At 54.7% G+C, this 2,500-nt stretch carries 1 tRNA gene and 2 rRNA genes (1 of these 3 cut by a window edge); all 3 read left to right on the top strand.

The features are described 5' to 3' along the window. Positions 1-1,603 (top strand): 23S ribosomal RNA (locus ACQZ6F_RS33350); it begins 1,197 nt to the left of the window's first position. Between the two features lie 252 nt (positions 1,604-1,855). Further along, positions 1,856-1,970, top strand: a 5S ribosomal RNA gene (rrf, locus tag ACQZ6F_RS33345). A 338-nt stretch (positions 1,971-2,308) separates the two neighbouring features. Then, positions 2,309-2,385 (top strand) — tRNA-Met (locus tag ACQZ6F_RS33340). Positions 2,386-2,500: the final 115 nt, after the last annotated feature.

Genomic DNA, 2,500 nt, shown 5'->3' with positions numbered 1-2,500 from the left:
GAAGCTGAGGATGTGTAGCAATACACGTGGTAGCGGAGCGTTCCGTAAGCCTGTGAAGGGGCACCTGTGAGGGGCCCTGGAGGTATCGGAAGTGCGAATGTTGACATGAGTAACGATAAAGAGGGTGAGAGACCCTCTCGCCGAAAGACCAAGGGTTCCTGCTTAAAGTTAATCTGAGCAGGGTTAGCCGGCCCCTAAGACGAGGCGGACACGCGTAGTCGATGGGAACCACGTTAATAATCGTGGGCCTGGTGGTAGTGACGGATTGCTTAACTTGTTCACACTTATTGGATTGTGTGGGCGGGGACGCGGTTCCAGGAAATAGCTCCACCGTATAGACCGTACCCGAAACCGACACAGGTGGTCAGGTAGAGTATACCAAGGCGCTTGAGAGAACTATGTTGAAGGAACTCGGCAAATTGCACGCGTAACTTCGGAAGAAGCGTGACCCTTATATACGCAAGTATGTGAGGGTGGCACAGACCAGGGGGTAGCGACTGTTTACCAAAAACACAGGGCTCTGCGAAGTCGCAAGACGACGTATAGGGTCTGACGCCTGCCCGGTGCTGGAAGGTTAAGAGGAGGGGTGCAAGCTCTGAATCGAAGCCCCAGTAAACGGCGGCCGTAACTATAACGGTCCTAAGGTAGCGAAATTCCTTGTCGGGTAAGTTCCGACCTGCACGAATGGCGTAACGACTTCCCCGCTGTCTCCAACATAGACTCAGTGAAATTGAATTCCCCGTGAAGATGCGGGGTTCCTGCGGTCAGACGGAAAGACCCCGTGCACCTTTACTATAGCTTTACACTGGCATTCGTGTCGGCATGTGTAGGATAGGTGGTAGGCTTTGAAGCAGGGACGCCAGTTCTTGTGGAGCCATCCTTGAAATACCACCCTTATCGTCATGGATGTCTAACCGCGGTCCGTTATCCGGATCCGGGACAGTGTATGGTGGGTAGTTTGACTGGGGCGGTCGCCTCCGAAAGAGTAACGGAGGCGCGCGATGGTGGGCTCAGACCGGTCGGAAATCGGTCGTCGAGTGCAATGGCATAAGCCCGCCTGACTGCGAGACTGACAAGTCGAGCAGAGACGAAAGTCGGTCATAGTGATCCGGTGGTCCCGCGTGGAAGGGCCATCGCTCAACGGATAAAAGGTACGCCGGGGATAACAGGCTGATGACCCCCAAGAGTCCATATCGACGGGGTTGTTTGGCACCTCGATGTCGGCTCATCGCATCCTGGGGCTGGAGCAGGTCCCAAGGGTTTGGCTGTTCGCCAATTAAAGCGGTACGTGAGCTGGGTTCAGAACGTCGTGAGACAGTTCGGTCCCTATCTGCCGTGGGTGTAGGAATATTGACAGGATCTGTCCCTAGTACGAGAGGACCGGGATGGACATATCTCTGGTGGACCTGTTGTCCTGCCAAGGGCATAGCAGGGTAGCTACATATGGAATGGATAACCGCTGAAGGCATCTAAGCGGGAAACCAACCTGAAAACGAGTGTTCCCTATCAGAGCCGTGGAAGACTACCACGTTGATAGGCCGGGTGTGGAAGTGCGGCAACGCATGAAGCTTACCGGTACTAATAGCTCGATTGGCTTGATTGTTCTCATTGCCAGTGCTCATCGAACAAGTTCGATGAGACTTAAGTTCAGCGCTCACGCATGAGCGGGTCTTTGACCCTATGCTCCGCGAGGGCGCCGGACGTCCGGCGACGCGCTTTGCGCTTGCGGTCTTAACGACCGTATCCGGACAACCAAAGACGTGTTCAAATAGACAAAACGAGGCTTCTGGCCTCACCAGCTTCTCATAGGGCATAAACCGCTAGCACGGTTTAGCCCGAAGTTGCGCTTTGCCGACCTGGTGGTTATGGCGGGGTGGCCGCACCCGTTCCCTTTCCGAACACGGCCGTGAAACGCCCCTGCGCCCATGGTACTTCGTCTTAAGACGCGGGAGAGTAGGTCGCTGCCAGGTCTGCCAAACGCAACTCAGGCATAAATTGCTAAAGCAATTTATGCCTCGCTTCATGAAAATGAAGCAGTCTCAATCTTCTCATCACACAAGCGGCTCAGGCCGTGTTACAATGGGCCGCTCACAAGCGGCCTTTGTCGCTTCTAGAAAGCTTCTTTCTTCGAGACCCTGAAATCAAAGGTGCCTCGAAACAGGTGAGTTCCATAAGGTGCCCACCTGACACGCGATAAACCGCTTCGCGGTTTACGCTGAAACGATAAACCCTTCGGGTTTACGTTGGTGACGCAAGCCGAATACGGCTTGCTGTGCGCGACAAATCGCATCGCGATTTGCGCTGGTAACGCGGGGTGGAGCAGCCCGGTAGCTCGTCAGGCTCATAACCTGAAGGCCGCAGGTTCAAATCCTGCCCCCGCAACCAATCCTTTCCCCAAAAAATGCAAAAGCTATCGCTGACGCGAAGACTTCTTCTTCGCTGGCCATCGTAGCTCATCGTCCCTCAGCACCATAACCTGAAGGGTGAGGCGCGTTCGAGC

The sequence above is a fragment of the Rhizobium sp. A22-96 genome, from assembly GCF_053521805.1.
Note: the sequence above shows the minus strand (reverse complement) of the source record. Positions and strands in the feature narration are given on the sequence as shown.